This window comes from Lewinella sp. (genome assembly GCF_050633125.1).
Classification (GTDB): domain Bacteria; phylum Bacteroidota; class Bacteroidia; order Chitinophagales; family Saprospiraceae; genus Lewinella.
Window position 1 is genome coordinate 28,731 of sequence record NZ_JBOEFX010000047.1, and the last position, 23,150, is coordinate 51,880.

Consider the following 23,150-nt stretch of genomic DNA (forward strand, 5'->3'; position numbering starts at 1 on the left):
TACTAATCGACAATAATGGAATAAGGAAAATCCTCTATCAATACCTGAATCTCTCCTGTCACAGGGTCTTTCAATTTTCCTGTGATGTGGATCGTTTTCTCATCCTTATAGATTGGGGCTGAAGTGTAATAGGCATAGCAACCCTTGACAGGTTTTAGTTCTTGGCCATCTACATAAATATGGAGATTGAAGCGCGAGTTTTCTGAACACAATTCGGCAAAATCTATTACGGCATTGTACGGACGACCCTTTACCGTTTTATTTTGTTGAGGAATCACTTGCGGAAAAAGATAGAACCCCCAACCAGATGAGCCCCCTGCAAATTGTGCCAAAAGGTAGATCAACGAAGTTTCTCTATGTATCAAATCTGTCTTTGTTTTAGCCAACAGCTGCTGTAAATCCGCATCTGTTAGCTTCAAGTACCCCTTATTAATCCAAAGAGAATCAACATCCAAAACATTGTCAGACATCCATTGAAGATATTTTTCAGCATCTTCCTTTCTAAGTCCAATGCTATCCCCTTGCTCCTGTAAATACTGCTGATAATCATGTTTGATACGCAAACTTGTAGTGGTTAGTATCTGCGCTAAAAAAGAAAGTCCCTCTAATTGCTTTTCTTTCGAAAAATCCTCCTCATACCTCATGGTAAAGTCACAAACACCAACAGCGCTTATTGCTTTCCTAGTGAATAGTATTATACTATCCATTACAGGTTCAATAGGTCGGTATTTCCTTTTTGAATCATCTTGTAAAATACTTGATGTTCTCCTATAGTTGTCCTCGGTAACTTCTCGTAACTTCTCATTTACCCGTTCCAAGGTCTCTAAAGTAGATTGGTGTAGTTCTTGTTCTTTCTCACCCGCACAAGCACAGCACAGCCAGGGCAGTACAGCTGCCATTAATAGATAGCGCATCATAAATGATTGGTATTTTATAGGTTAAAACACCACCCTCATCAATGTTCCGGAAATTAAAGGAGTAGGATTATTAGCATAACGTAGTAGGGAGAAAAAGTAACAGTCTGGAGTGATTTCACGGAGGCCTCGAGTCATTAAACTGCTACTCGAAACCTCCATAAAACACAGTTATTTCCGTATTAATTTACCTGTGCCCAGCAAGTGCCCTTTCGCCCCAAGAAGCTGCAAACCATACCAACCTGGAGGTAGAAAGTGAACATCTAATTGCATCTTGCCTCCAGTCAGTGTAAACTGGGCTTGCTGCCGCCCCCAAGCATCAGTAACAACCAGGATGGCCCGCTCCGTAGCAGGAGACCATTCTACATTCAAGTGGCCTTCATTCGGATTGGGAAATAGTCGCCAGGTGGTTGCTGCTGACGGGACGGTCGTCCAATTAATGAGGTCCACAAAATTGCGGCCGAGCGTATGGTAAACGGTATTGGTAATGATGGGATCATTAAAATCGAAATAGATAGCAGCCGTGTTTTCAATGCGCGTTTCTAAAGGAGCAGTAAGCAGAGGCTTTACCCGGTAAGAGACAAAACCTTGAGAACCATCGAGATTGGTGGTACTATCAGGCAGCAGTATATCATTGAACACAAATGACAGCGTACGGGCGGTATCCAATTCCAATTCGTAGAGATGACTGCTAACTCCTGGCCGAAGCGTACGCATATCCAACCACGGGCTCAAGGTATCTCGAATGACGACCGTAAATGCGGTATCAGTACCTGTGTTTTGGAAACGAATGGTGTATTCCAGGCTCCGCTCGGGTAAGACATAGTGTTCCGTAGCATAACCCAGAGGTTCAGCTTGTTTGTCATTTGGATCATACGAAGCAGTGACCACGCGACAATCTTCGTCAACAAAAACATCTTCATCATCATTAGGAAACTGAGTTACGTACCCCACACTGTAGATGCCATCCTCATTGGTGCCGCAACCTTCCAGGACCACAGATGGGTTGGAAAACCCCGGATGAAAAGGCTCTTGCTCTGCTTCCAATAGGAAGGTATTCCCATTGGCGGGAAAACTTACGGTGGTGGTTTCGTCAGGGTTCAACGGAGGAATATCTTCTGGAACCTCCCAAAGCATTACGCCATCCTGAATAACAATATAGCTACCTCCTGAACTGAGGGTCGCATCTCCTACGTTCCGTAAGGTAAAAACAACTTCTTCCGCATTGCACTCCCCACTAACCTGTAAACTTCCCCCTGACCATACTTCTGATGCTTGCGGACATGGGCCGTAAGGTAAACCAAGCGCCTGTACACAGAGGCTCCTCCCTACTATTGTATCACAAGCAACCTCTACAAAAACAGTGAATTGCTGGTTTGCTCCTGGTGCAAGTGGTAATATTGGTGTAAAGAATAAGGTATCGCCTACGCTGCCCTGGTAAGTACCTGTAGTACCATTGAAAGTAAGTTCTGGGGGTAAAACCACGGTGAGTAAGCCATTAAACAGGGTGTCTGTGCCTACGTTTCCGTAGGCCAACGTGAGGGCTCTATCAGCTAAGCACGGCCTCAATATCCCTACATCTATGCTTACTTCAAGCAAAGGGCAATTATCTAAAGGCTGCGCTAATAAAACCTGGCTTAAGGTTTCACCATAACCAGAAAAGACGATGGTCTGCCCATTTTCCTCGCAAGCTCCCCAAGTTGGCGAGTTGGCTACCAAACGAACTTGATAAGTCCCTTGTGGAACAGCTATCTGGTAATTGCCCTGACTATTGGTGTACTGATACTGCAGGTAGTTTTCTCCAGTAACCTCCACCAACCAACCCACAAGCGGTGTTTCACTCGCAAGACAATTTTCTGACCGATAGACCGTACCCTCGAGGATATTACATTCGTCGAGGATATCATTGATGATAATAGTACTTTCGCCAGTACAGCCATTTTCAGCGTTTGTCGCCATAACGGTATATGTTCCGCCACTGAAAACCGAAATCTGCGAGCCGCTTTCGCCAGTTGACCAACTGTAGTCCATTCCTTCCATGTCCGAGGTGACGGTTATAAAGACACCATCTTCATCACACAAGCTTCCTGTTCGGCTTAGTGATAAAACTGGCGCTGAGAAATCCCCCACAACGATAATTTCCTGACTGGTAACGCAGCCGATTTCATCTTGTACCTCTAAAAGAAAGTTACCTACTCCTGAGGCAATAGCTTGAGGCGTGTTAGCAAAAACCACCCCATTTTGAGACCAGGTATAAGTGAGAATTCCTATCCCACCACTGGCCGTGCAGCTCAAAAGCCCTACTGGGTTGGCACAATTAAGGACAACCGGCTCGCAGTTTTCAATAATAATCTCACTCCAAAACACGGTGTCTATCTTTCCACGACGAAGACAATTATCCATTAGGTCAATTCCTCCGTTCCCATCGTCTGGCCCTGCCAGCAAACGAAGATAATAGGGGCGATTAGGTTCAATGCCTCCCAGAGGAGTGAGCGTATTGGACGTAGTAAAAGCGAGATAATCACCGGGCAAAGCATTAACATCAGCATACAGCGCGACTCCCCTAATATAACCGATAGGTAAATCAGCATCACTGTTCAATATCCAGTCTAATGGTTCTTCGGTGCAAAGTGTGTCGGCAAACAAGGTCAATGTACCTACTTGCACAGGGCAAGGCAGCCACGCATCGCCATCGTCTTCATCATCAGGATCGTCAGCGAAGTAGCCGTCTGCGTCGGTATCTACGCCATTGGCAGGAGTCGAGTCACTGTCTTCTTCGTTCACGGCAACAACTTCGGCAAGGAAAAGTGAATCACCGTTGGCTTCCATGCGCAGGCTGAGGGTGAGGGTAGTATCTTCTTCACAAATGAGTTGATCTACTTGCCATTCGCCAGTAACAGGATTATAGTTGCCATTACTTCCGAGATAAGTATAACCAACAGGCACAGGGGCCGCGACCGCAATACCCGTAGCGGTGCGTAAGTCGTTATTAGCTAAGCGGAGATGCAGGTCAAATATTTCACCTGCCTGGGGTTCCGTATTTGGCGTTTCCGAAATTTGCAGTGACAAATCCGTACGGCAATCTTGCGCCAAAGGCTGGAAATCGACTTCCGTAAAACAGGATGGATCAGTCAAATCTTCGAATCGCAGGACTACTGGTTTTGTATTGATATCTAAAGAGAGCGTCCTACTACCATAAGGCAGGTAGTCCGTGATAACTTCCTCGTCTTGGTACAATTGATAGCGCTCCGGCCCAGCATTGTCCGGAATTTTATTCACCGTTACCGAAAAATCAAAACTTGACCCTCCCGAAGAGCAATCTATCCAATTGGGCAAACTACCAGGGGTGATATCCACGTACATTTCGCAATCGCAGTTTACTGGTTCAGGAGGTATGTAAGTGTAGATGTAGTTGCAAAGAGGCTCCATGACGTCTTGAATCGTCCACTGGATGGTATTCTTGGCCAACGTTTCGTCGTAAAGCGGAAATGGGCCAGCCAATGTTTCCACACCATAGTTACCCGAAAACACGACCGTACCGTTTTCATCAAGTGCTTGCCAAATGGCACCTACTGCATCTGGATTTTCTACCACCAACGAGAAAGAAAATTCGTCGTCAGAACATTGGTTGGGTGTACCGTTGTCATTATTCGAAACAAAGGGTGTAGCTATAGCAATAGGACATGTACATTGTATTACGGCAGCATTCGTAACCACCTCAACAGGCATCAAATCACCATTGACAAACTCAATTGATGTAGGAGCACCAGAAACAATTACGCTTGCTGGGGAAACGTTAGATCCTATCCTAGAAAAACACAATACAGCAAGCGTATCTCCCGCTGACAAATCTGCACCCTCCCAAAAAGGGTCGTTCCAGTTAACGGTAATATTACCAGGGTTAGGATTACTAAAAGAAGCCGATGTAAAGCCTATCAATGCGGGATTATGGTCATTACTCCCCATGAACAAAAGTGCTGCTGGATCATAATTTACACTAAATTGAAATCCTAAAATATCATCAAACCCATCTACTACAAAAGGAGTGCATAATGGCTCAGAAGTACAGGCATTAACATCCCCGAGGCTTAGGGTCAAAGTATTTGGAGTTGCTATACAATCTGCCAGTGGATTATTTACAGCAATGGTCGACTGACAATTACTGTTTTCAACATCATCGAATGCTAAATTAATCTGCGCTGGAGTCATTCCCGAATAAGGGCCGAGATCGGTTATGGAACCATAGTTACCCGAATAAGTATTCCCTAGATTATCCTGAAGGCTCCATCCTTCTGTTCCCTCATTGGTCCCTGTAACAATGACTTGGATCGTGAAAAAATCATCTATACAAGTTGTAGGTGTACCATTATCGTAAACCGTCGTCATCCAATCAATAGATAGCTCGCAAAGCTCTCCCTCGCATGCCGAATCGACGGCGGGCAAAAGATAAGATTCCGAGCAGGAAACGCTCAGGTCTCGTACCATAATAACATGTTCTCCTCCATCGGCTGGTGCATCTACATAACCTACTTCGTCTCCAATGACCCACTGGTAAGCAAGGCTACCATCGATGAATACTTTATAAGTACCTCCAATAGGATTGATAAAATTGGCGGTAAAAGCGATGACATAAAAATCATCTGTGCAATCTAATGGCGTACCATTATCATTGACTAAGCCGGGACTAAAGTCCAGCGCTGCTTCGCAGTTACAATTTAAAGGAAGAGGAGGTTCGTAGGAATAGGCCAAAAAACAATTACTGTCATTGGCATCATAAATAGTTAGTGCAATCGGTGATAGTTCCAATGTATTAGAAAATAAGGAAAAGGGGCCTATTTCGGTTGCTACGCCATAAGTTCCTGTAAACAAAAGGGTACCATTTTCATCTTCCGCAAACCAAATGCCCGTAGGATCCTGACTGTTATTGACCGTGATTAACAAGGAAAATTCGTCGTCAGAACATTCGGTGGGCGTGCCGTTGTCATCAAAAGGCAATAGCTCTTGGCTAAAGGTGAGTTCGCACGGGCAAGATACACTACCAGTATTCAAGATGAACGGTAAATCTTCTTGTACTCCACCACTAATCACTTCCGTGGGAGTAGGGCTATTCCTGTAACTGAGGCTGGTAAGGTAACTGGTGGCCACAACTGGCGTAAAACACAACTCTAGCAAAGCTTCCTCTTCTGGAACACTGACGCCTTGCGCAAAGGGATCGTTCCAGGTAAGTGTTAGATTTCCCGGGCTTGGGTTACCAATCGAAGCTGCCGTAAAGCCCACCATCACTGGGTTAAAGTTGGTGCTCCCCGTAAACGTGAGTAGCTCGGGATCATAACTAACACTGGTTTGTAGGCCAAGGATATTATTAAAATTACTCGCTTGTACTGCTACGCAGATGTTCTCTGTACCGCAAGCATTGGTGTCGTTAAAAAAGAACGTTACGGGATCAAAAGGGCAATTGGTGTACACGATAGGCAAGTCGTATACGACAAGGCAAGCATCATCGTCAAGGCTACGCATGGTCAGGCTATGCCCCACGCTATCAGCGGGAATGGGTAGGGTACCGCCACCATCGCCAAAAACACCCACAAATACCTGTTCGTTATCTAAGAGCATTTCGTAGTCACCGCTGATTCCGGAAGAGTTGTCAGAAAACGTGAGGCTGGAAAAATTATCACTACAATCTTCTGGGGTGTCATTGTCTTGTACGTAGCTAGAGAGGCTGTAGTAAAAGTCAACTATTGCATCACATTGCCCAGAGGCAACATTTATTCCTATTAAAAAAGCTATTCCAAACGTAAAGATATACTTCATGAGTATCGCGTTTTGTGGTAGAGCCAAACCGAAAAATCAAGCTTGGGACTTACTGGGATTATTACACTTTCAAATATGCCTCAATCCACTAATACCAGCAAACGTATTTTTTTATATAAATTGAGGTTATAAAAACACAACTAGTTCAAACAAGCTATTTTCATCATTATTTATAAATCATATTAAAAAATAAATAATTTAAAAATAATCCAACTTATCGCCAATCTCAACGAAGCAGAGCGGCGTCAATTGACGGAATGGTTGCAAGCGCCTGCCCATAACCGACGCACAGAAGTAGTACGGTTATTCCAAATCCTGGAAGAATACTTGCATCGGCTGAAAACCCCCTTGGAAAAAAAACTAATTTTTAAAAAAATATTCCCACAACAACCTTTTGCTCCTCAACAACTCAGGCAGACCACGCACTATCTTTTACAAGCAATAGAAAACTGGCTCATTTACCAACAAGGTTCCGTAGATCACCAAGCTATAATCTTACTAAAAACATACCGAGAGCGGCACCTAGGCCGGCTCTTTGAGCAGCAGTACCGAAAAGTATTGCGTCATTGGGAACAAAGCCCTTATCAAAATCCTGAACACTATTTTCTACGTTGGCAGATTGCTCGTGAAAGGTATGCCTGGGATTCTACGCAAGGCAGGCTACAAAACCTCAACCTGGCGGAGCAGGAATACTATCTTCAAATTTCGATACTCGGATTTAAACTACGCCAAGCTTGCCTGAGCATGGCACAACAACAGGTGAGTAATCAGCAAGAGCATCTACCCATGTTATCCGCAATAATCGAGAGTGCGCAATCTACCGAATACCAACAGATTCCCATGATCCAGTTGTACGAGTTGGCACTAAAGCTCTATCTAGCACCCAAGGACGAAAAGCACTTTGCCGGTTTCACAAAAAGCTTCGGGCAATACGCTAAAATCTTCCCAAACCCGGAAGCGAGGGATCTTCTTTTAATCGGTATAAACTATGGGATCAAGCAAATCAACACTGGACAAGCGCTGTTTTTACGAACTTGCTTTGAATTGTTCCAGCAAGGACTCGCTAATGATTTACTTTTAGAAAAAGGCAAAATCAATCCCCTTACCTATAACAATATTGCGGGGATTGCCATTCGGCTAGAGGAATTAGAGTGGGCAGATCATTTCCTCGATCATTATCAAAGTCAATTAGACAACCGTTTTCGCAAAGCCGTATATGCGCTCAATCAAGCCAGAATTGCCTATGCTCGAAAAGACTACACTAAAGCGCTACGGATACTGAGTACGATTAATGACCGAGACTTTATCCACCAGATGTCCGCTCGTATTTTACAACTCAAAATATACATCGACACCAAAGAAATCGCTTTTGCGATCAATCATATCCGTAATACGCGTACTTATTTGGTACGCAAAAAAAATAAAGGTTACCACGAACACAATTATAGAAACATCCTCCAACTAGCAGAAAGCTGGTGCCGTTTGCCTAGCCTTGATAAAACGCAATATCAAAATTGGCGAAAACTAGTGGAGGACAGTTCACCACTCACTGAAAAAGAATGGTTTTTAGAATTAAAAAAGTAACACCCCCTACTTAAACGCCTCAAAACCATACTCCAACCTAAAGTCAACGCTGTAGGGCGAAATTTCCCCGAGGAAGAACACCACCTCTAACTTATAGAGCCCTGAGGAAAGTAAATCTTTAAAATTGCCCAATCCAGGTAGGAGGTTGATATTGCTAATATTACGACGATAGATATCGTCTATATAAAAAGCTTCATCAGCGGCGGTACAATCCTGTTGGTTGTTGGGGCAAACACGTACCGATACTTCAGAAAGAAAACCAGTATCCAACCCATCAACCGATACCAGGCGTGCATAACGTGGGACGACCTTGGTAACATCCATCGCAGAGTAGCCACTAGCATTCAGGAAATTGGGATAATTGGTGGGAATGTTGGAAATCGCCACTACAGAGCTAACAAAAGTATTGGTTCCCGCCGCGAGCGTAAAAGACTTTGGTGGGTAGTCCATCTCAAAGAGCGATTCCCCAATTTCATCACGACAGGCACTGAACAACATCACGACCGTAAGTAGAAAAAGTCCGCTGAATAAACGCATAGCTGGAAGATTGAGTATTAAGAGCTTGTCGGGAGGTTTTGGCCATTATGCAGTATGGTGAATTCTCCAAAAACTCTATTGTTAAAAACCTGGGTAAAGATCAGGTATTACTACCAAACGTTGTACCGCAAAATTTTATACAAACAACACATGTTTTGACAAAATTATTCAGGAAGCCTGCTTGGCTAAATACAAACGATTATATTAGCCAGATAATATGCCAACAAATAAATGTTCAAAGTATAGACCATGGGGGAACAAAGAGTTACACTAGTACAAGATGAAAAAAGCATGCACAGTTTTGTACGACATCTACTAAAAGATGTTCGTGCGCTGGAATATATGCTACAGAATGAGTGGTTTGAAAGCGACACTATCCGGATTGGTGCTGAACAGGAAATGTGCTTAGTAGATCAAAAAGACTTCACTCCAGCCACTATTGGCCCTGAGGTTTTAGAAAAACTTAGCAAATACCCCTGGGCTGATGGCGAATTAGCACGATTCAACCTGGAGACCAACCTCACGCCCCGTGTTTTTACCGGAAAATGCCTCAGCGAAATGGAGGCAGAAAACATGGAGCATCAAAAGACAATTCGTAAACAAGCTCAGCTGATGGGGGCAGAAGTTGTACTTACAGGGATACTCCCTACGCTGCGTAAGTTTGACCTCTCGATGGATAATCTTACGCCTCGGCCACGGTACTTTGCACTCATGGAGGCAATCAACCAGCAATTGATCGGCACAGCCTACGAATTACGGCTATCAGGTATTGATGAATTGCTGGTCAAGCACGACTCTCCCCTCCTGGAGGCGTGTAATACTAGCTTCCAGGTACACCTGCAAGTGACGCCCGATTCCTTTGTTCAGATGTATAATATTGCGCAGACACTGGCTGCACCAATTATGGCCATTGCTGCCAACTCGCCCATTGTTTTTGGTAAACGTTTGTGGCACGAATCCCGGATTGCGCTCTTCCAGCAGGCGCTTGATGTGCGTACCACTCACGATCACCTCCGGGAACGAAGCCCCCGTGTAAGTTTTGGCTCAGGGTGGCTGGATAAATCTCTGATGGAGATTTACAAAGAGGATATTGCTCGTTTCCGCGTCTTATTAGACACAGAAATAACAGAAGACAGTATTGAACAAATACGCAATGGGAAAGCGCCAAAATTGAAGGCCCTTCAAGTACACAATTCTACCGTCTATCGCTGGAATCGACCATGCTATGGCATCAGCGACAATGGAAAGCCGCATTTACGCATCGAAAACAGAGTACTACCTTCCGGACCTACAGTAATTGACGAAGTTGCAAACGCAGCCTTCTGGCTTGGCGCAATGACGGGCATGGCCGCCCGCCATGCAGACATCCGGGAGAAGATTTCCTGGGAAGATGTTCGCGACAACTTCGGCAAAGCCGCCAAATTTGGTATCGACACCAACTTCACCTGGTTTGGTGATAAAAAAATCGGTGCCTGTGAATTGATCCTCGAAGAATTGCTACCCATCGCACGGGAAGGATTGGAATTGAGGAAAGTTGACAAAAAAGATATCGACAAATACCTTGGCGTAATCGAAGGGAGAGCCAAAGCCCACATGAATGGTGCTCGCTGGCAATTGAGAGCTTTCAGTAAACTTAAGAAAGAAGTAAATCGCGACGAAGCGCTCGCTATTCTAACCGCCTGCATGCTCAAACAGCAAGATGCAGGAAAACCTGTACATACCTGGGAAATGCCACAACAAAGCGATTTGAAAGAGTACGGCCCTGCTACCCTTACCGTCGAGGAGTTTATGGAAACAGATTTATTTACCGTCCATGAATCTGACCTCATTGAAATGGTAGCCCATTTGATGGACTGGCGAAAGGTCCGCCATATGCCCGTCGAGAATACCAAAGGTGACCTTATTGGGCTTATTACAGGCCGGATGATGTTGCGTTATTTTGCCAATGGAAAAACGGTGAATGGAACGCCAGTAACAGCTGTACGAGACATCATGATCAAAACGCCACTCACCATAGACCCCAAAGCCAATATCGTGGTCGCCATGAAAATGATGCGAGAGCAAAAGATCGGTTGTTTACCCGTGGTTCAAAACAATGAATTGATTGGCATCATTACCGAAATGGATTTCGTACGAATATCTAGTCGTTTATTAGAACGGTTAGCAAACCGTAAAGAAGAAGCCGCTAGTGCAAAAGCACAAGTGAAAAAGCTGCAAAAGAAAGCCAAGGAGTAAACTTGTCTCACACAAGTTCTTAAAACAACGAGGGCCTTCTGCGCAAGCAGAAAGCCCTACCATTTTCACATTCGAGAGTCAAAATAAAAAAGGCATTGCTGCCAAAATCTTTAACGTATACTTATACGCCTTGTTGCGAGACGGCGATCTTGTACCCCTAATAACTGAACCAGGTACATGCCCTTGGGCAAATCGCCAACGTAATATTTATCTTCTGCCCGGTAAGTGTAGGTCTTGATTTTGCGGCCCGCTAAATTAAACACGGCTACACGCTCAACATCCTGATTGGTACTTACCTGGATATAGTCTACTGCTGGATTTGGAAACACCTGTAATTCTGTAACGGCTGGCGTGCTTCCGAAGGTGTGGAAACTTGTCTGACCGATAGCAAAATTGCTTAACAAACAAAAAGAAAAAAGGAGTATAAGGTGCTTCATTTATTCTGGGGTTTGACTTGGGATTATGAAACGATACAGTATAATATCCTCAAAATAGCATAAAATGTTTAGCAAAACAAAGGATTTTTACTGTACTTAAATAAAATTTAACACAAACAACACAATAATTCTCAAAGGGCCTTTTGTCGGTTACCCGCACATTGATGCCGTTAATCACGGTTCCGTTACCGGTCAAGGCCTTTTTTGTCAGCCATTTGCTATCAACTGTTGACAAAAAAAATAATCTTTAAAATCTAAATATCTCTCTAATAAAACCTATCTACTGTATGATGCGCTCAATCACACTACTTGCCTTTTTTGCACTTTCGTTCTTAAATGCCCAAAATGACTTTAGTTTTGTTACCCAAGAACAGTGGGCAAATTATGCTGCTATGGATGTTCAAGGAGAGGCTATAGCCCTTGCTGGTTTTCAAGGCCAATGTGATGCTCCTTATGTTACCTACCTCGATAAAAACACAGGGGAAGAGCTCTGGAGCAGCAGCGAAGCAGCTATGTACTACGGTACCTATACCGACGTGAAATTTGCCCCCGACGGCACCTTCTGGGCAGTCGGCTGGCGACGCCAAGCCGACGATGTTCCATATGACCAGGCAGGGATTATTACTCATTTCAGCGCCGCTGGTCAAGTCCTTTTTCATCAGGAAGTACTGGACGATGCGGCCTACGAAGAAAATATCATGTCTGTCCAGCCGCTCCCCAATGGCCAGGTCGTTTGGAGTACCGGCTTAACGGTTCAGCGCTTAAACGACGATGGTACCACCGAGTTATCGTGGAGCTTTGACGAACTCCCCGTTACCCGCTTGTCAGTGCTCGCCCCTGATGTGTTTGCTGTGAGCACCTATAATTCCGTCTTTTTTAAAGATGCCTTAGGCGATCCACAAGAAATTTATACTTCGAACACCTACATCACCGATCTTAAGGCGACCGAAGAAGGCATCTATTGGGCACATGACGATCGTTTGTTCTTTTATGATTTTATTTCAACGGAAATCAACGAATGGCCCCTTCCTCAAAACTTTACGAATGCCATGCGGCTTAACATCACCGAGAGTGAGGTACAGGTTTATAGCACTGGCTATTCTCCCCATTTTATCGCCAAATTACTCCCTGATCAATCTGCGGTAGTTATTATCAACACTTGGGAAACACCTGACCGTACCTTGTGGGAAATGATCGAAGAGGGTGGTACTTACTACCAGATGGGGAATGACTTATTTCAATCGGCGTTGGGATATAGCTACCTCTCTCATGGGTACGTACGCAAGACCACTGGGCTACCCCCGATCACCGGCCCAGATATTGGCATAACTGGGATTAACATGATGATCGATAGTTTTAATCTTTATATTTCGGACGTCTCTTATCAAGTCAACGCATCCTGGTCAGGAGAAATACAAGTTACTAATTACGGCGATACGCCCGTCGATCATTTTCTTATTGGTGGCCCTATTCAAGGCAATTTTAATTGTGCCGAAGGACGCTTTTTTTTAAAAGAGAACATCACCATAGCCGCCAATTCCAGCATCGCCGTCCCTATCACTTACCGTAGTTATCACTGGGTAAATCTTGACGAAGAAGGCGATTTTACCTTCAACCTGGAACTCTGCCTGTATACCGCCGCCCCCAACAGTGAACTCGATGAAAACACCACCAACGATCATTATTGCGAAACCTTCACGGTGGTAGATACCGAAGAACAGCTTTTGGCTAGCAATGAATTACAGGTTTTCCCTAACCCTACCAACGACCAGGTCACCCTCTCTTTGCCCGGCACAGAACTACAGGCATTGTCTGTTTATGACCAAACAGGTCGCTTGATGCTTCTGCAAAAACTCGACTTCGGTGAGCGGGGTGAAGTTTCTTTAGCCCAGTTACCGTCAGGTGTTTATTGGCTAAAGGTGGTTACGGATGGTGGTGTTATTAGCCAGAAAATTATTAAGCAGTAGGTAGACAAATGGCACAGCCGCGACTACTATACCCGTTATTAGTGAGCATCTCCTAGGCTACTTAGTAACGGGTATAATGATATATTCACCTCTATCGCATAAGGAGCACAAAACAGGCCACATTTCTTTACAGAATAGCAGAGTACCGAATTGCTAGGTATTTATTAGGTATATGCTTCTTGTCAATGACCTACAGAGAGGATTAGCAGTAGTTTTGAGTTTGAAAAATCATTTTTTTTGAATTCTAATTACTGAATTACAATCCTTATATCTACCAGAATGAAAAAGTTTTTATTGTTCCCTGTGCTAGCATTAGCACTGTTTAACTCCTGCTCTAACGACGACGATGTTGCCATTACCAAAGTCGAAAACTCCGACGTAATCCAACAGTATGCATCATTCGTTTACGATGCTTACCAAGCTGCTTATAACGATGCTGCGAGTATGCAAACTGCGATTGACAATTTTGTCGCAAGCCCTACTGCTGCTAACCTCCAGCTTGCTAAAAACGCCTGGATTGCTGCCCGTGAATCTTATGGTCCTACTGAGGCTTTTCGCTTTGCAAATGGCCCTATTGATTTAATCGACTCGGAGGAAGGTCCTGAAGGGCTTCTTAACTCTTGGCCATTAAACGAAGCTTACATTGACTATGTAGAAGGAGCACCATCTACCGGCATCATCAATGACGCTGCGGGGTTCCCGGACTTGAGCAAAGATTTCCTCGCCAGTATTAACGGTGACGGTGGCGAAGAAAACGTAAGCGTAGGCTACCATGCCATCGAGTTTTTGCTTTGGGGCCAAGACAACGAAGCTCCAACCGAACTTACGGCAGGAGACCGTCCTTACACCGACTTTGTTGACGGAGGTACTGCTGCCAATCAAGATCGGCGCAGAACTTATTTAAAAAACTGTGCAGCACTTTTGCTTGATCACTTACAGGTTTTACTGGATCAATGGCAACCTAACGGGCCTTATACTACGACCTTCCTCGCTGCTGACGAAGAGGAAAATATTTCCACGGTGCTAACATCCATCGCTACTTTGTCAAAATCAGAGTTAGCTGGCGAGCGCATTTTCACCGCTTATGACAATCGAGACCAGGAAGACGAGCACTCTTGTTTCAGTGATAACACCCATCGTGATATCCGGTTAAATTTTGACGGCATCAAACAGGTTTACCTTGGAATAAACGGTGCTCAAATCGGCCCTTCTATCCATGACCTCGTAGAGCAGGAAGATGCCACATTAGCTGCTAGTATCATTGCGCAACTTGATCAAGCAGAAATGGCTGTGTATGGCACAGCTGTTCCTTTCGACTTTGCCATTTCCAATGACAGCACCCGCCCGCAAGTACTTGAAGCCGTTAATGCACTTCGTGATTTAGGTGATAAATTTGCAGAAGCTAGCCTGTATTGGGAATAAGCTGATATATCTCTGCACCAAAATGGTTTAATTTCGGGCTGGCAACAAGCTCCAAGAGGTGAAGGCAACTCATTGCCTTCACCTCCATTTGTCTTCTTAGCCAACAACAAATATTTTCAAGACACTATTTTATGCCATTCAAGTCTTTAATTAATACGATCATTTTCACCGTTGGCATCTTGCTCTCCTTTCTTCAATGTACGGATGACCCATTGCAATTACAACCAGAACAGGAAGAAGAACTGTCGGGCGGTAGCTCTACCATTTTTGATTATTCATCAAACGCCTTTAGTCTACAGACACCAAACCTGACCGATGAACAGGAGTTATTGTTCTTTGTTGGCAATTCTTTATTTAATCAAAACTGGGTTCCTGCGCCTGCTTCTACAACAGCTCGCGATGGGCTGGGGCCGCTCTTTAATGCGCGATCGTGTTCAGGCTGCCACTTCAAAGATGGCAGGGGCCAGCCTCCACTAACTACCGGGGAGGTCAGCCATGGTTTATTATTAAGACTAAGCACTGGAAATGGACCTGACGGAGCCCCACTCTCTAGCGCCAACTATGGTGGTCAACTACAAGATCAGTCTATACTAGGAGTAGATACAGAAGCTTCGTTTCAAATCTCCTACGAGGAAATATTAGGCGCCTACCCCGATGGCACCACATACAGTTTACGGCAGCCCGTCTACTCCATCACCAACCTAACACAAGGCCCTTTAGAAGATGTAAATATCTCTCCGCGCATAGCCAACCAGATGAGTGGACTGGGGCTACTTGAGGCCATCAGTGAGCAAACAATCCTCGCACTAGCGGATGAATTTGATGCCGACAATGATGGTATTAGCGGCCGCCCCAATCAAATTCCAGATATTGCAAGTGGTACCTGGCAACTAGGGCGCTTTGGCTGGAAAGCCAATCAACCCAATGTTAGACAACAAGTAGCAGCAGCATTTGCTGGTGACCTGGGTATTACCTCTTCTCTTTTTCCTGACGAAAACTGCCCTCCCAGCATAGATTGCTCTACCCAACCCAATGGAGGCAATCCTGAAATCCCTGACGATGATCTCGATAAAGTTGTTTTGTATTCTAGCACCTTGGCCGTACCGGGTCGTCGCGATTGGAAAGAGCAGGACGTTTTACGCGGCAAGCGACTTTTTGAACAGCTCAATTGTACCGCTTGCCATATCCCCAAACTGACAACAGGTGAACACCCTACCTTTACAGCGCTTTCTTATCAAACTATTCGTCCATACACAGATTTACTTCTACATGATATGGGGGACGGGCTAGCTGATCACAGCCCTGAATACACCGCTACAGGTAGAGAGTGGCGAACACCTCCCCTTTGGGGCATTGGTTTGTTTTCTATTGTAAATGGCCATACCACTTACTTACACGACGGGCGAGCCCGCAACCTCGAAGAGGCAATCCTCTGGCACGGTGGTGAAGCCGCAGCCTCGCAAGAAGCTTTTACCATGCTTAGTATTGAAGAAAGAACAGATCTCATTATCTTCCTAAATTCATTATGATGCCGTCACCCCCCCTCAACCTTAAGTTTCTCCTGCTATCCATCGCCTCTTTGCTACTCAGCGCATGTGGCAACGACGACAATAGTAGCCCCAACTACACCAGTCAGCGGAAAATGCAGCTCGACAACCTATATCAAAATGGCGTAGCGTCAGCACATACGAACTTTGTAATCGCATGTGAACAATTACAACAGGCACTCGAAACACTATCTACCACTCCTGATTTGACAAACCTAAGCACGGCTAAAGAACAGTGGCTAAACACCATCTTAAAATGGAAGCACTGTGAATTATATGACGTAGGAAGAATAAACAACAGCCATGTGCATTTTCGCATCCAGCGTTGGCCAATAGACCCGGAAGGTTTGGCTCAGGTGCTCACTACGGAAGAAGTAGTTGATGAAACGTTCATCAGCAGTAGAGGAAGCTCTATTATTGGCCTATCCACAATTGAATATCTGTTATTTTCGCAAGAAGAAAATGAGACCCTTCTCGCACTGAGTACAGACGACAACTACCGGGCCTACATTAATAGCCTGGGGCAATATCTACTAACAGAGGCCTCTAACCTGCAAATAGCCTGGGAGACTTATAAAACAGAATTTATTGCTGCAACAGGTACCGGTCTTGATGGGGGGCAAAACATGATCGCAAATGCGCTAATCGCATACCTGGAAGAAACGATCAAGCTCCGGCTGGGCCACGCCTTGGGACAAGACAATGGAGGCACTACTATATATACGGAATTAGAGGCTCCTTACGCAAAAAAATCACTGGAACTCATTACAGAAAGCTTTGCTGAATGGAAGCTAATGTACAGCGGAAATTACCCTAATTCAACCGACAATTATGGCTTCGAAGACTTTCTGCTCGAACTAGAATACGATGAAATAGATGCAAACATCCAACAAGCGATCCAAAACGTAGACAGCCAACTATTGGCGTTATCAGCAACGCCTCTACGCGATCTTTTAGACGACAACCTTGCCTCAATCGAAGAATTACAGAATCGCCTACAGGAGCTGCTCATTCTAATAAAAGTAGATTTCAGCAGTAACTTAAACATTGTTGTGACCGTTACAGACGCCGATGGCGATTGATAGAATAACAATCAACTGCTTCCTCTCTGCCATACTCCTCGTTGATAATGGCCACCACAGCAACAACTATTCCTGCAACGTCTCATCACTGCCAAGGCGGACCTGGTACTCTACAATAGCCTCGGGCTAGTAATGTACCATCAACCAGACTGCTCGTTTCAGTAAAACAGCACTTTCTCTACTGCTATCCCCCAACTTGGCGCTTGGCAACCTCCAGGTCCATTTTCCCCTGAGCTACGCTCAGTATTAGTGGACCGAAGGATACAAAAGTACTGGAAAACATAGTGAAGGTGTCCAGAAAGGTCTCTTTGTTGGGCGGCTGGAAGCGTGGCAAAGCATGAACGTAACGATAAAACAGTCCTCCTTCCGCAGTGACCCCGAAGTACCCAATGGGCGTACGAAGGTTCAGGTAATGCAGGAATTCGTTGGTGCTTTCCGGCTTTGCTACCGCCTCTTCTGACAGGTAAGCAAAGAACTGTAGCAAGTTGGTCTCTTCCAGGGTGTCTTGTGTAGGGATATAAATCAACTGCACGGAAGATTCTGGTGCATCAGGCGCGGACGGAAACGGCGCTATGAGATAGTTTAAGGGAGATTGTTCCGATTTCTCAATGAGCAGCACATTGATGTCGTGCTCTTTGAAAATCCCCTCCAGGTATTGGAGGTCAAGAAGCTGACGGTTTTCTTCGGTAGACATAAGAGACTTTGTTTGGTACGGAGGTAGATGCTTCTACCAGAATGGTGTTCGTACAGCGAGGAGACAATCAGGGCAGCCCGACTTGGTAGAAGTAGTAATTACGCTACTTCCCACCTCTACGCAAATCCGCCTGGTGCTTGGCCGATAAATACGTTTCAGCATACTCCAGATTGTCTTTCTCGTATTTGTCGAAGATCTTTTTCATATCACCATAAAAAATACGCTTGGGCACTTCCATCGCAAAATAGCGGTCGTTGAGCTCCTCTACGGTACAGCCTAGTTTTTCAAAAGCCGCAACCATTTCTTCTTGGTCATACTCCTCGTTGATAATCGCCACTACGGCAATAGAATTCCCAGAGCTTTTAGTCGTCTGCCGATACAACAGCCCCGTTTCCTCTTTATCGTAGGTGGCATGAAACTGGTCATCCGTAGCAATGGAGGCACCATAAAAAGGGATGCTCTTAAGCTGGTAGAGGCCCTTTTCTTCATCAACTACTTCTGCCCACAATACTTCAATTATAGCTTCTTCCAGGATCGGGCTATCGTATTTGAAGAGTACTTCTACTTTGTTTTTTTCGGCTGCCATTCTTTTGCTTTTCAGTTTTTTAGCAAGACGCTGCCATAGGTATGCCTACAGCGGCAGCAAAGGTACATAGAAAGATACGAGCGGCTTTATTATTGAATAACAATACGTTGCCACTGCCCAGCCCCGTCTTGGGTACGCAAAAGGTAAGTCGCTGCGGGCAAATGACGTAAATCTATATTTCCAAGCGCAGTAGTGCCTCTTGCTACTTCTTGCCCCTCCAAACTGATCACCGACCAACGTACCTCCTTTTCTATAGCTGCTGCTGGCCAATCAACTTGAATGTAGCCATTGCTAGGGTTAGGGTAAATACTGGCTTTGGCCGTAATGGTAGAGAAATTCCCCGTTGGAAAGCTGGCAAATGGATTTGATGAATACTCAACACCTCCCAGAATATTGACAGCAAACCAAGTCGTACAATTATACCCTAGTAGCTCCGCTGAGAAATAAATCGTTTCCAATCCTTCAGCATCAGGGTAGAGGTTCAGCTCATTGCTTCCCTCATCATACTCTCCCATTTTATTTCCATCAGGAGTATCATAAAACAACTCAGAAAGGCCAAGCTGACTAAGCGATCCTATGTTTAGGATATTATTATTCATTCCTACAAAAAGAGGCCCGCTGAGCAAATGTGCAATAACACCGTCATTGAAAATATTCACGCCATCCAATACATTGTAGATGTCTTCAATGATCGCCGTATTTTGAAAGAAACCGTTGTTAACAGGCGTATTATCAGTGGTGAGGCGAAGCCACGAATCATTGAGCCAAACACTATTAACATCGTTATCAAAATAACCTTCTATTATCACCTCTCCGCAGGAGGAATTCTGTAAGACGCCTTTGTTATGAATGGCCAACAACTGGTCACCAGCCACTGACAGATAGCCTTGGTTCGTGAAGTTTTCTTCATTATAAAAAGCGGTAGGATAATCGCCTTCGACACTGATCCTTCCGCTGGAGTAGTTCGTAAAATCACCTTGGTTTCTCAGTCCATCTCGGTTAGCGTTAGCGCTGGCATACAGGTTAATTCTTCCATAATTAAGGAAGTCAGCGTCTGCCTCATTTAACAACAAGCTATAATTATATTCGCCTTCCAGATAAATACGGCCATTGCTATAATTGGTGATACTACCGTAGTTGCGAATTCCCGTTGCTACATCACTGTTGCTGGTTTGGATCTGGCCACGATTTCTGATAGTAGCTTCTTCTGCATTATAAACATCAAAAGAACCATCGGAACCTTCCGTCTTTATCAAGCCATAAGCGCGGTTGTCCACCAAGCCAAAATTAAAGATGCCACTCCCACAATTCGTTAAGAAAATAGACCGTGTGTTGTAAATCCTATTTTCATTTTCCATGCCCCTGGTAACATTGTTGATGTAAACATTTTTATGATTAACAAACTGGCCAGGGCCAAATACTTCCACCCCCACACCTGCTCCTCCCCCTTCTACTTCAAAGGTTTTATTATTGAGAAAAACACCCCATATACTAAGGCCAGCACCAATAAAATTTTCGATCCGGGTCAGCCCTCTATTATTGTATACTCCGGCAGAATAGATAACCATAGCACGACCATCTAGCTGCACTATTCCTGAATTTTCTACCTGTAGGTAACCGTAGAGGGTGATATAATGCGACGTTGTTACTCCTAATTGATCAAGCATCTGTAGGGTTCCTTCTATATTGAGTTTCCCGTAAACAACCATAGGGGAAAGAGTAGTCGCAGTGGGCAAAACGGTCAACCTGGCGTATGGCTCAATGACCAAATTGCTACTGGTGCCTAGATTCAAAGATCTTATGGTAGCATTGCTATTAAGCGCTACTACTCCCGAAGTAATGAGTACATCATCACCAATTCCGGGTACTTGTCCCGTGTTCCAGTTGTTGGCATCTTCCCAGTTGCCTGAGCCACCCGTCCATTCGACGGCAGCACTAATCGACAAAGAAAAAGCAAGAGATAACACAAGGGAAAGGATAATCTTATTCATTTCAGGTGTTTGTTTTGAACCAAAAAAATAACACCTGCAAATATCAAAGACGTAAAGTGGTGTGACCTACAAGGTTTCTGTAGATAATAAACTACGGGAAATCATGGACTTGAAAGTGGTAAAAAAAGAGGGCGAAACATGTTCTGTTCCGCCCTCTAGGTATCATCACTAAATTGTTAAGCGTAAATTTTGTAGCCAACCCCCTCTATACACTAAATGAGTTGGCTCTTCTCTGCTACAACAACTCTTTGAAATAAGTTACAAACTCTTCAATCGGCATAGCGCCTTTGTCACCTTCGCCCTGAATACGGACAGAAACGGCATTGCCTTCGGCTTCTTTCTCACCAACGATCAACATAATCGGAATTTTCTTCAATTCCGTATCGCGGATCTTACGACCGATGGTTTCGTTACGATCATCAATAAAGCCACGAATATCATGGGTTGCCAAGGCTTGCTGTACCTCTTCGCAATAGCCATTGAACTTATCGCTGATCGGCAAGATCGCATACTGCTCCGGCGTGAGCCACAACGGGAATTTACCCGCCGTATTCTCAATCAGGATACTGATAAAGCGCTCCATCGAACCGAAAGGTGCCCGGTGAATCATCACTGGACGGTGGGCTTTGTTATCGGCACCAATGTACTCCAATTCAAATCGCTCCGGTAGGTTGTAATCCACTTGAATAGTCCCCAGCTGCCAAGAACGCCCCAAGGCATCCTTGATCATAAAATCGAGTTTAGGACCGTAAAAGGCTGCTTCTCCCAATTCCGTAGTAGTAGACAATCCTACTTCTTTGGTCGCGTTGATAATCGCACTCTCTGCTGCTTCCCAGTTCTCGGTAGAACCGATGTACTTGCTGGGGTTCTCAGGGTCGCGCAGACTGATCTGGGCGGTGAATTCCTCAAAGCCCATTTTCTTCAGCACTGTTTCCGTCAAGTCCAGTACATTCAGAAATTCTTCCTTCAGCTGGTCTGGAGTACAGAAGATGTGTGCATCATCCTGCGTAAAGCCTCGTACCCGGCTCAGGCCGTGCAACTCGCCACTCTGCTCGTAGCGGTAAACGGTACCAAACTCCGCAATACGCAAAGGCAAATCGCGATAAGAGTGAGGCCGGTGAGCAAAAATTTCACAGTGGTGAGGACAGTTCATCGGCTTCAGCAAAAACTCCTCATCTACCCGAGGGGTTTTGATCGGCTGAAAGCTATCTTCTCCGTATTTTTCGTAGTGACCAGAAGTCACGTACAATTCTTTTTTACCAATATGTGGTGTGGTTACCATCTTGTAACCCCGCTTTTCCTGTTCTTCGCGCAGGAAGTTCATCAAGCGTTCCCGCAAGGCATTACCCTTAGGTAGCCAGATCGGCAAACCTGCTCCAACCCGGTCACTGAACATGAATAAATCCAGTTCCGCCCCCAACTTACGATGGTCACGCTTCTTGGCTTCTTCCAGCAAATGGAGGTATTCGGTCAGTTCTTTTTGTTTAGGAAAAGAAACACCGTAGATACGGGTCATCTGCTGATTATTCTCGTCGCCACGCCAATAAGCGCCAGCTACGTTCATCAATTTTACCGCCTTGATCGTCCCCGTATTAGGGATGTGTGGCCCACGGCACAGGTCCGTAAAACCGCCTTGGGTATAGAAGGTAATCTCGCCATCTTCCAGGCCTTCCAGCAATTCCAACTTGTATTGGTCGCCTTTTTCCTGAAAATAAGCGACAGCATCAGCCTTGCTGATATCCTTGCGAACGTAATCGTTCTTTTGGCGTGCCAGCTCTTGCATTTTCTTTTCAATAGCAGGCAAGTCGTTGGTGCTGATCACCCGGTCGCCGGCATCTACATCATAGTAGAATCCGGTATCGATAGCTGGGCCAATTCCCAGCTTGATGCCCGGATAAAGGGCTTCCAGTGCCTCTGCCATCAAGTGAGCAGAAGAATGCCAGAAGGTCGTTTTTCCGTCCTTATCATTCCAGGTAAACAATTGCAAAGTAGCATCCGTCGTCATGGGGCGGTTAGCGTCCCAAACTTCTCCATTCACTTTGGCAGAGAGCACATTACGTGCTAAACCCTCACTAATGGATTTAGCCACGTCCATAGCCGATGAGCCGCTCTCTACTTGGCGCACCGAACCATCTGGTAAAGTAATATTGATCATTGTCAATAGTTATAGCCGCCGATTGCTCAGGCGGGTAAGTGTTCTACAATAACACTAACTCCCGCTCAGCCGTTCCCGGTGGCCTGTGATAAATTGGCCGCAAAGTTAGCAAGTGCAACTGGGGATACGGTAAATTGAAAAGAAAAATTTGAGGAGAAGGGGGAATTGGTGCTAAAATGAGGTACATC

14 protein-coding genes are annotated in these 23,150 nt (G+C 45.0%); 6 read left to right on the forward strand and 8 right to left on the reverse strand.

The genetic code is table 11. The features are described 5' to 3' along the window. Nucleotides 1-2 precede the first annotated feature (2 nt). Both ACRBG0_RS11100 and ACRBG0_RS11105 read right to left on the reverse strand, forming a co-directional pair. On the reverse strand, nt 3-917 hold the full coding sequence (locus ACRBG0_RS11100; RefSeq protein ID WP_431486958.1) for a hypothetical protein: 915 nt from the start codon (nt 915-917) through the stop codon (nt 3-5). Nucleotides 918-1,085: 168 nt separating this feature from the next. Continuing rightward, complete coding sequence (locus tag ACRBG0_RS11105) at nt 1,086-6,725, reverse strand: DUF7619 domain-containing protein (RefSeq protein WP_431486959.1); 5,640 nt, start codon at nt 6,723-6,725, stop codon at nt 1,086-1,088. A gap of 249 nt (nt 6,726-6,974) precedes the next feature. On the opposite strand from ACRBG0_RS11105, the gene ACRBG0_RS11110 reads away from it, so the two are divergent. Further along, nucleotides 6,975-8,309: a hypothetical protein gene (locus ACRBG0_RS11110; protein WP_431486960.1), complete on the forward strand. Its 1,335-nt coding sequence runs from the start codon at nt 6,975-6,977 to the stop codon at nt 8,307-8,309. A gap of 6 nt (nt 8,310-8,315) precedes the next feature. Here the strand turns inward: ACRBG0_RS11110 and ACRBG0_RS11115 are convergent, their stop codons facing one another. Continuing rightward, nucleotides 8,316-8,846 (reverse strand): hypothetical protein, encoded by a 531-nt coding sequence (locus ACRBG0_RS11115; RefSeq protein ID WP_431486961.1) that lies wholly within the window; start codon nt 8,844-8,846, stop codon nt 8,316-8,318. Nucleotides 8,847-9,137: 291 nt separating this feature from the next. Here ACRBG0_RS11115 and ACRBG0_RS11120 point away from each other — a divergent pair, with 291 nt between their 5' ends. Then, nucleotides 9,138-11,081 (forward strand): CBS domain-containing protein, encoded by a 1,944-nt coding sequence (locus tag ACRBG0_RS11120; protein WP_431486962.1) that lies wholly within the window; start codon nt 9,138-9,140, stop codon nt 11,079-11,081. A gap of 110 nt (nt 11,082-11,191) precedes the next feature. Here ACRBG0_RS11120 and ACRBG0_RS11125 read toward each other — a convergent pair whose 3' ends face one another. After that, nucleotides 11,192-11,518: a T9SS type A sorting domain-containing protein gene (locus ACRBG0_RS11125; protein ID WP_431486963.1), complete on the reverse strand. Its 327-nt coding sequence runs from the start codon at nt 11,516-11,518 to the stop codon at nt 11,192-11,194. A 287-nt stretch (nt 11,519-11,805) separates the two neighbouring features. Here ACRBG0_RS11125 and ACRBG0_RS11130 point away from each other — a divergent pair, with 287 nt between their 5' ends. The 4 genes from ACRBG0_RS11130 to ACRBG0_RS11145 all read left to right on the forward strand — a co-directional run bounded on the left by ACRBG0_RS11130 (nt 11,806) and on the right by ACRBG0_RS11145 (nt 17,536). Then, nucleotides 11,806-13,485 carry a T9SS type A sorting domain-containing protein gene (locus ACRBG0_RS11130; protein ID WP_431486964.1) on the forward strand — a complete coding sequence of 560 codons (1,680 nt, stop codon included), beginning with the start codon at nt 11,806-11,808 and terminating at the stop codon, nt 13,483-13,485. Between the two features lie 279 nt (nt 13,486-13,764). Then, on the forward strand, nt 13,765-14,907 hold the full coding sequence (locus tag ACRBG0_RS11135) for an imelysin family protein (RefSeq protein WP_431486965.1): 1,143 nt from the start codon (nt 13,765-13,767) through the stop codon (nt 14,905-14,907). Nucleotides 14,908-15,038: 131 nt separating this feature from the next. Continuing rightward, the gene (locus ACRBG0_RS11140) at nt 15,039-16,436 is read left to right on the forward strand and encodes a di-heme oxidoredictase family protein (RefSeq protein WP_431486966.1); all 1,398 of its coding nucleotides are present in this window, start codon (nt 15,039-15,041) and stop codon (nt 16,434-16,436) included. Then, entirely contained in the window at nt 16,436-17,536 is a 1,101-nt protein-coding gene (locus tag ACRBG0_RS11145) for an imelysin family protein (RefSeq protein ID WP_431486967.1), read from the forward strand. Before ACRBG0_RS11140 ends, ACRBG0_RS11145 begins: the two co-directional genes overlap by 1 nt. Nucleotides 17,537-17,720: 184 nt before the next feature. Here ACRBG0_RS11145 and ACRBG0_RS11150 read toward each other — a convergent pair whose 3' ends face one another. The 4 genes from ACRBG0_RS11150 to thrS all read right to left on the reverse strand — a co-directional run bounded on the left by ACRBG0_RS11150 (nt 17,721) and on the right by thrS (nt 22,962). Continuing rightward, nucleotides 17,721-18,230 (reverse strand): hypothetical protein, encoded by a 510-nt coding sequence (locus tag ACRBG0_RS11150; protein WP_431486968.1) that lies wholly within the window; start codon nt 18,228-18,230, stop codon nt 17,721-17,723. A 103-nt stretch (nt 18,231-18,333) separates the two neighbouring features. After that, nucleotides 18,334-18,816, reverse strand: a complete 483-nt coding sequence (locus ACRBG0_RS11155) for a DUF4265 domain-containing protein (protein ID WP_431486969.1) — start codon at nt 18,814-18,816, stop codon at nt 18,334-18,336. 89 nt (nt 18,817-18,905) lie between these two features. Continuing rightward, on the reverse strand, nt 18,906-20,807 hold the full coding sequence (locus ACRBG0_RS11160; RefSeq protein ID WP_431486970.1) for a T9SS type A sorting domain-containing protein: 1,902 nt from the start codon (nt 20,805-20,807) through the stop codon (nt 18,906-18,908). Nucleotides 20,808-21,042: 235 nt separating this feature from the next. Then, nucleotides 21,043-22,962: a threonine--tRNA ligase gene (gene thrS, locus ACRBG0_RS11165; protein ID WP_431486971.1), complete on the reverse strand. Its 1,920-nt coding sequence runs from the start codon at nt 22,960-22,962 to the stop codon at nt 21,043-21,045. Between the last annotated feature and the right edge of the window lie 188 nt (nt 22,963-23,150).